At 62.0% G+C, this 8,097-nt stretch carries 5 protein-coding genes; all 5 read right to left on the bottom strand.

Going from position 1 to position 8,097, the window contains the following annotated elements; genetic code table 11:
- Positions 1-138 precede the first annotated feature (138 nt).
- A complete protein-coding gene (locus tag QZL63_RS05110; protein WP_022308253.1) occupies positions 139-1,491 on the bottom strand; it encodes a tetratricopeptide repeat protein in 1,353 nt (450 codons plus the stop codon).
- 42 nt (positions 1,492-1,533) lie between these two features.
- A complete protein-coding gene (gene gyrA, locus QZL63_RS05105; RefSeq protein ID WP_022308252.1) occupies positions 1,534-4,083 on the bottom strand; it encodes a DNA gyrase subunit A in 2,550 nt (849 codons plus the stop codon).
- A gap of 346 nt (positions 4,084-4,429) precedes the next feature.
- Positions 4,430-4,897: a hypothetical protein gene (locus QZL63_RS05100; RefSeq protein WP_290586084.1), complete on the bottom strand. Its 468-nt coding sequence runs from the start codon at positions 4,895-4,897 to the stop codon at positions 4,430-4,432.
- 420 nt (positions 4,898-5,317) lie between these two features.
- Entirely contained in the window at positions 5,318-5,932 is a 615-nt protein-coding gene (locus QZL63_RS05095) for a LolA family protein (protein WP_022308250.1), read from the bottom strand.
- A 47-nt stretch (positions 5,933-5,979) separates the two neighbouring features.
- The coding region (locus QZL63_RS05090; protein WP_290586081.1) for a DNA translocase FtsK at positions 5,980-8,097 on the bottom strand (2,118 nt) is incomplete at its 5' end.

Here is an 8,097-nt window from a genome sequence, read left to right as displayed (position 1 = left end):
CCCGCCGTAAAGGCCGGGGCTTTCCGTCAGCCCCGGCAGAAATGCGCTCCGCCCGGCGGCCCCGCCGCATCAAAAACAGAGCCCCCGGGAGTTCCGAGGAACTTCCGGGGGCCCGATGAATCATCGAATCCGGGACAATCACTGCTGACCCTGGATCTTCTTGAACATCTCGTTGTACTTCGTGTACTTGTCCATCATACCCTCCTCGTCGCGCAGACGGAAGCAGATCGACTTGAGCAGCTCGACCGAGCTGGGATCCTCGGGCTTGAGCTCGAGCGCCTTCTCCAGCCAGGGAATAGCCTCCATGTAGATCGCATTGACAGCCTTCAGGTCGGCATCATAAGCGGCCTGGCTGCTGTACTGCTTGGCGTTCATCTCCTTGTTCACCTCGTCGCCCTTGATCGTGTAGAACACACCCAGATAGTAGTTGCCCTCATAGAGGTCGGGCTTGAGCTCGACGACCTTCTTGAACGACTCGATGCTCTGGTCGTAGTCCTTGAGCGCGTAGAAGATACGGCCGCGGCCGAACCACAGATCGACGTTCGTCGGGTTGTTCTCGATGGCCTTGTCGATCAGCGCGATCAAGTCGGCCGGGTCACCCACGTTGTCCTCGGGCGAGGTGTAGAGCTGCACCAGACCGTCGAGGATGCGCTCGTTCTTCGGGAACTTCTCGATACCGGTCAGCAGGGCCTGCTTGGCCTTGTCCACAAAGGCCTTGTCCGAAGCTTTCTGGCCGTAGTAGCAGTGGAACAGGTAGTAGTAGATGTTGCCCTCCTCGTCGGTGTAGCCCATATCGATGGCCTTCGAGAGCTGCTCGGCTCCCACGGGGAACGAAGCGGGGTTGTTGGCGCCGTCCACCGTGTGGAGGTAGCCGGCATAGTAGAGCAGCGAAGGATCGGCAGCCTCACCGTAGGCAGGGCTCGACTGTGCCTCGAAAGCCTGTGCGTAGGCGTCGGCTGCACCCAGGTAGTCGCCCGAGTCGAGGCCGGCGTTGCCGACCTGCGAGCAGAAGTCGCTGATCTGCTTCAGGCCGTCCTTGACCTTCGAAGCGCTCTTGGGATCGAGTTCGAATGCCTTGTTGTAGGCCTCGACGGCCTTTGCTACGGCTCCTTCATAAACGAACTGCGTCTGCTTCCAGGTCTTCACCTTGCCGTCCACGATGTAGACCGTGAACCACGGATAGACCCAGGCCTCCATCTGGGCACCGTTCACCGTCTCGGTGCCGGTCGATTGTGCGTCGCCGACAGCGAGCTTGAGCATCGTGGCGTCCATGCCGACGAAGAGGCTCTTCGTCGGTTCGGCGGCAGCCTCGTAGAAGGCCTTGCCGCGGTTGATCCACGTTGCGGCCTTGGCGCCTTTCTTTGCGTCGGCGATGTCCGAGTCGCTTTTCTCGATCTTCGCCAGCAATGCGTCTTTGTTCACTTTCTGAGCCTCGGCAGCAGGGACTGCCAGGATCAATGCGGCGAGCGCCGTCACAAAAGTCTTTTTCATAAGAAACTGAATTTTAGGTTTGCAATTACTCTTCCTCAATAGTTATTCCTCGGCGGAAGGATTCGCCTGCACGGCTTCCGCCGCGGTCTGCGAATCACCCGCAGGATCGACGTCTGCATCCTCCCCGGCAGCCGGCACGGCCATCACCGAAGCGATGGCGTCCCCTTCGCGGAGGTTGATGATACGCACGCCCTGCGTGGCGCGGCCCGCCAGGCGGATCTGCGAAACGGCCGTGCGTATGGTGAGTCCCGAACGGTTGATGATCATCAGGTCGTTCTCGTCCGTAACGGCCTGAATCGATATGAGTTTGCCTGTCTTTTCCGTGATGTTGATGGTCTTGACACCCTTGCCGCCGCGGTTGGTGATGCGGTACTCGTCGAGATCCGTGCGCTTGCCGTATCCGTTCTCGCTCAGCACCAGCACGTCCTGCTTCGAGTCGGGCTCGATGCAGATCATGCCGACCACCTCGTCGTCCTCGTCGATCGAGATGCCGCGCACACCGGCGCCGACACGGCCGATCGGACGCACCGTGTTCTCGTTGAAGCGGATGGCCTTGCCTTCGCGGGCGGCGATCAGCACCTCGGCGTTGCCGCTCGTCAGCTTGGCCTCGATGAGCTGGTCGCCTTCGCGGATAACGATGGCATTGACACCGTTCTGGCGCGGACGCGAGTAGGCCTCGAGTTTCGTCTTCTTGATCGTACCGTCCTTCGTGCACATGATGATGTAGTTGTTGTTCACGTAGTCGGCATCGTCCAGGCGCTTGACGTTGATGTAGGCGCGGACCTTGTCCTCGGGTTCGATCTGGATGACGTTCTGGATGGCGCGGCCCTTCGACGAGCGGGCGCCTTCGGGAATCTCGTAGACCTTGAGCCAGTAGCAGCGGCCCTTCTCCGTAAAGAAGAGCATCGTGTTGTGCATCGAGGCGACGTAGATGTGCTCGATGAAGTCCTCGTCGCGCGTGGCGCTGCCCTTGGCGCCGACGCCGCCGCGGTTCTGCGTGCGGTATTCGGCCAGCGGCGTGCGCTTGATGTAGCCCATGTGCGAGATGGTGATGACCATGTCGTCGTCGGCGTAGAAGTCCTCGGGGTTGAACTCCTCGGAGGCGTAGACGATCTCCGAGCGACGCTCGTCGCCGTACTTCTCCTTCATCTCGATCAGCTCGTCCTTAATGATCTGCATCTGCATCGAGACGTTCTCGAGCACCTCCGTGAGGTGTGCGATGAGCTTCATGAGCTCGTCGCGCTCGGCCACGAGTTTGCCGTGCTCGAGGCCGGTCAGTGCGCGCAGACGCATCTCGATGATGGCCGAAGCCTGGATGTCGTCCAGCTCGAAACGCTCCATCATCGTCTGCTTGGCCTCGTCGGGGGTCTTCGACGAGCGGATGATGTGCACGATCTCGTCGATGTTGTCCTGCGCGACGAGCAGACCCAGCACGATGTGCAGGCGCTCCTCGGCCTTGCGCTTGTCGAAGCGCGTGCGGCGCACCACCACGTCGTGGCGGTGGTCGATGAAGTGCCGGATCAGGTCGCGCATCGTGAGCAGCTGGGGCCGGCCATTGACCAGCGCGATGTTGTTCACGGCGAACGACGTCTGCAGCGGCGTATTCTTGAAGAGCGTGTTGAGCACCACGCTCGCCACGGCGTCGTGTTTGAGGATGATGATGATCCGCAGGCCGTTGCGGTCCGACTCGTCGTTGATGTAGGAGATACCCTCGATCTTCTTGTCGTTGATCATGTCGGCGATCTTCTTGATCATCTCGGCCTTGTTGATCATGTAGGGGATCTCGGTGATGACGATGCACTCGCGGCCCGAGGGGGTGTGCTCGATCTCGGTCCGGGCACGCATAACCACGCGGCCGCGGCCCGTGAGCATCGCCTCGCGGACGCCTTCGTAGCCGTAGATGATGCCGCCCGTCGGGAAGTCGGGACCCTTGACGTAGTGGAGCAGCTCCTCGCCCGTGATCTCGGGGTTATCGACATAGGCGCAGCAGGCATCCACCACCTCCGAGAGGTTGTGCGGGGCCATGTTCGTGGCCATGCCGACGGCGATACCGCTCGCGCCGTTCACGATCAGCAGCGGGATCTTCGTGGGCAGCACCGTGGGTTCGGGGATCGTGTCGTCGAAGTTGAGCGTCCAGTCCACGGTCTCCTTGTCGATGTCGGCCATCACCTCGTCGGTGATCTTCTTCATGCGGGCCTCGGTATAACGCATGGCGGCCGGCGAATCGCCGTCCATCGAACCGAAGTTACCCTGGCCGTCCACCAGCGGGTAGCGCATCGACCACTCCTGGGCCAGACGCACCATGGCGTCGTAGACCGACGAGTCGCCGTGGGGGTGGAACTTACCGAGCACGTCGCCGACGATACGGGCCGACTTACGCGTGGGTTTGTCCGAGTAGAGGTTGAGCTCGGCGCTCATATCGTAGAGGATGCGTCGGTGCACGGGCTTCAGACCGTCCCGCACGTCGGGCAACGCACGCGAGACGATCACCGACATCGAGTAGTCGATGTAGGCCGACTTCATCTGCTCTTCGATATTGATGGGGATGATACGCCCCACCAAACCGGCGTTCTTTTCTTCTTCAGTCAACATAAGGTTTCACTTTTCTGCTTCACGACGGACCGGTGGTCCCGCCGGCTGCCGCACGGGCAGCCCGACGGTGCCGGAGCCTAAGGCGCGGCAACCGTACCGTTCCGCTGTTCCGTCACACTATAATTTAACGAACAAAAATAGTAATTTCCCGCGATTCGGGCAACTTTCCACCCGGAAAACACACCCCCGGAGAGGATATTTTCTCCGCGAAGGGCTGTTTTCGGCCCTTTTCGGGCGATTTGGCGGCATAAAAAAAATCTCCCGACGGGGTGTCGGGAGAAATACGTCTTTTACCGGTGCGGCGACAGGCCCGCCATCCGGCGGCAGGAGCTGCCCGGCGGGCAGGCTACCGTCCCGCACGCCCGGCCCCGCAATGCCACAGGATGCGGACGCCGACCGACAGATAGACATGGCAGTAATCCGCAAATCCGCCCTTGTAGGCATCGACATAGCGGATACCGGCACCTATAAAAAGCGGAGTCCACAGGACGTCGGACTGCCAGCGCACACCCGCATCGTATGAACGGAAGTGCCAGTCGCCGCCGAGCGTATTGCCGAACCGGACCGAAATGTCGAGCCGGTCGTGATCGGTATGCAGCGGTGCGTAGCCGAAACCCAGCCCGAGCTGCATGGCATCCTCGTAGTTTTTCGCCTTATCGGCATCGAACAGCCCGACCGACCGCGTAACCGGAACAAGCAGCGAGAAACGCGGATCGAAGCTATACCCGACCGCCAGCTCCTCCTCGAGCACGCGCTGCTTGACTCCCTCGCTTTTCGACTGGAACAGGTTTCGGAACTCGAATTGCCAGATCATGCCTTTGCCGTTATCCACAAAAGACTGGGCGTGCGCAACGGCGGCCGCCCCAAGCAAAGCGAACAATAAAATCCATCTCTTCATACGGGTCAGTATTTTGGTTTTCCGTCTCTTCCTCGTCCGAACCGGATTCGCCCCTACACACAGGGCTGCACCCGACAAGCCTCAGACTCACAAGGCCCTCCCGTCGCCGACATCCATTCAACACACGTTACAAATATAGAAAAAAACACGATGCATAAAGCATCGTTTATACATTTTTAACACCCCAAAAGAAACGATATTAAAAAATACAAAAAAGCCGCAATGCCCGGTTTCCGGCATCATATCCGTCCAACCGAAACATGGCGGCTCCGTCAAAAAAAAGCCGGCACACACCGCCCTCGAGACACCCGATACGGGGCGGAAACAGGTTCGGGATTACCGGAAATCGATGAACTCGTAGCCCTCGCAGGCCTTCCGGTCGAAGCGCCGCAGCGGGGCATCGGGCGCACCCACCGAGCGGATCGCGACATCGACCCGCTCGCCGTCGTAGTCGTACGAGAGCGACACGGGACGCATCCGTGACGTATCGACCACGAGGGTGATCTCCCCGGCCGACGAGTCGCTCCCCGCCATCGGGGTCAGCCGCACGGCCGCCTGTCCGTCGCGCTCCCAAAGCAGTTCGCAGGAGTAGTCGCTGCCGATGAAGTCGAACGCCCGCACGGGATTGTTCAGGATGTTGCGGCTCCGGCGGTCCACATCGAGGATCGTCACCTCGCGACGGCCGTTGTCCACCTCGTAGCGGACCTTCCCGTCGCAGAAGACCTCGGCATCGCCCAGTTCGAGGCTGTAGGCCTCGCCCTCGACGACATAACTCCCCGAGGAGCGGTAATCGGCCGTTGCGACCTCGAAGCGCACGGCATAGCTTTTCATGGCGCGGAACCCGTCGGAGATCCCGCGCAGCAGATCGCCGGCCCGGTCGGCCGCCGATGCGCCGCACACTCCGCCCAGAAGGGCCGCCATCCAGACGATTGCTTTCATTCCTCTCATCATCTCAGTCTTGTATTTTCGTTGCATGGTCCGCGCACCTCCGCCGCGTGTCAGAACAACCCCAACTCCTGCAGCTTTGCCTCGAGCGACGGCAGGTCGTGGAAGAGGATGTCGCGCGGCTTGGCCCCCTGCTGGCGGCCCACGATGCCGGCCCGTTCGAGCTGCATCATGATCCGCCCGGCGCGGTTGAAGCCCACCTCGTAGTTACGCTGGATCATCGACGTGGAGATCTGTCCGCCCGACACCGCCTCACGGGCGATCTCGGCGAAGAGCGTGTCGTATTTGACCGGGGCCGACGACTCCTCGCTGCTGCCCATGCCCTCGCCGCCGGCGCTCTCGGGCGTATAGTCGGGCAGTGCATAGGCCTCGGTGTATCCCTGCTGTTTCGAGATGTAATCGACGATCCGCTCGACTTCGGGCGTATCGACGAAGGCGCACTGGATACGGGTCAGCTCGCCGTCCTTCGAGATAAGCATGTCGCCGCGGCCGATGAGCTGGTCGGCGCCGGGACGGTCGATGATCGTCCGCGAGTCGATCATCTGCATCACGCGGAAGGCGATGCGGGCCGGGAAGTTGGCCTTGATCTTTCCGGTGATGACATCGACCGACGGGCGCTGCGTGGCCACGATCAGGTGGATGCCGATGGCGCGGGCCTTCTGCGCCAGGCGCGTTACGGGCATCTCGACCTCCTTGGCCGTCATGATCAGGTCGGCGAACTCGTCGATCACCACGACGATGTAGGGCAGGAAGCGGTGGCCGTTCATCGGGTTGAGCCGCCGCGCGGTGAATTTCTCGTTGTACTCGGCAATGTTGCGCGCCCCGGCCTTCTTGCAGAGCTCCAGACGGGTGTCCATCTCCGTGCAGAGGGCGTTGAGCGTGTAGACCGCCTTCTTGGGGTCGGTGACGATGGCCTCCTCCTCGGACTCCATTTTGGCCAGGAAATGCTTCTCGATCTTGGCATAGAGCGAGAACTCGACCATCTTGGGGTCGATCATCACGAACTTCAGCTGCGCCGGATGCATACGGTAAAGCAGCGAGGTGATGATGGCGTTCAGGCCCACCGACTTACCCATACCCGTGGCTCCGGCCACGAGCAGGTGGGGCATCTTCGCCAGGTCGAAGACGAAGTTCTCGTTCTGGATCGTGCGCCCGATGACCACCGGGAGCGTGGCCTTCGACTCCTGGAAACGCAGCGAGCGGATGGCCGAATACATCGACACGACCTGCTTGCAGCGGTTCGGCACCTCGATGCCGATCGTGCCGCGCCCGGGGATCGGCGCAATGATGCGGATGCCCGACTCGGCCTTGAGGCTCTGCGCGATGTCGTTCTGCAGCCCCTGGATCTTCGAGATCTTGACGCCCTGGGCCTGCACGATCTCGTAGAGGGTCACCGTCGGGCCCACCGTGGCCTTGATGCGCTGGATCGGGATGCCGAAATACTTGAGCGTCTCCTCGATGCGGGTCTTGTTCTCGAAGATCTCCTCGTCCGAGACCTCCGAATCGGAGATGTAGTCCTCGAGCAGCGTCACGGGCGGCTTGCGGTAATTGACCAGATCCTTCAGCGGATCGTAGCTCTCGGTCGGGATCTTGCGTTCATCGACCATCCGCGCCTCGTGCGCCTCGACCGTGACCACCACCCCCTGCGTCGTCTCCCCGCCATCGTGGGCGGGCGCCGCGGCCGTTTCGGAGGGCATCCCGGCCACCGGATGCACGTCCGGCCCGGGGCCCTGCAGCGGCTCGGGAGCGTCCGCCGGATCGTCCGCTGCCGTCGTGAACTCCTCGAAGACGGGGCGGTCTTCGTCGTTGCGCGGGGCATACGACGGGCCGCGCCGCACGGTCTCCTGCACTGCGCTGCGGGCGGAAGCCCCGCCCTCGGAGGAATCGCCGCCCACGGTGATTTCGGTGAACGGGCCCTCCTGCACCGGCTGCCGCACAACGGACGGCCGCGCCAGTTCGACCAGACCGCCGCGGCCCATGACCACGCGGTCGCCCGAACGGGAGAGATCCACCTCCGTGAACTCCCCGTCGTCGGCCGACAGGAGTTCAGGCTCCGCCTCATCATCAGCGACAATCGGCCGCCCGTCGGGAGTCAGCTCGAGGAAGGGGCTCTCCTCCCCCGCTTCCGCGGCATTCGCCGCCACCGCCACGCCGGCCGTTTCGGCTGGCGG

Origin of the sequence: Alistipes sp. CAG:268, from assembly GCA_000434235.1 — a bacterium.
GTDB lineage: Bacteria > Bacteroidota > Bacteroidia > Bacteroidales > Rikenellaceae > Alistipes > Alistipes avistercoris.
The sequence above is the reverse complement of the archived record's forward strand: the minus strand, read 5'-3'. Positions and strand labels throughout refer to the sequence as shown.

Bases quoted from the DNA above. Each gene is read 5' to 3' on its own strand.
- QZL63_RS05110 (WP_022308253.1), bottom strand. From the start codon at position 1,491: ATGAAAAAGACTTTTGTGACGGCGCTCGCCGCATTGATCCTGGCAGTC.
- gyrA (WP_022308252.1), bottom strand. From the start codon at position 4,083: ATGTTGACTGAAGAAGAAAAGAACGCCGGTTTGGTGGGGCGTATCATC.
- QZL63_RS05100 (WP_290586084.1), bottom strand. From the start codon at position 4,897: ATGATCTGGCAATTCGAGTTCCGAAACCTGTTCCAGTCGAAAAGCGAG.
- QZL63_RS05095 (WP_022308250.1), bottom strand. From the start codon at position 5,932: ATGATGAGAGGAATGAAAGCAATCGTCTGGATGGCGGCCCTTCTGGGC.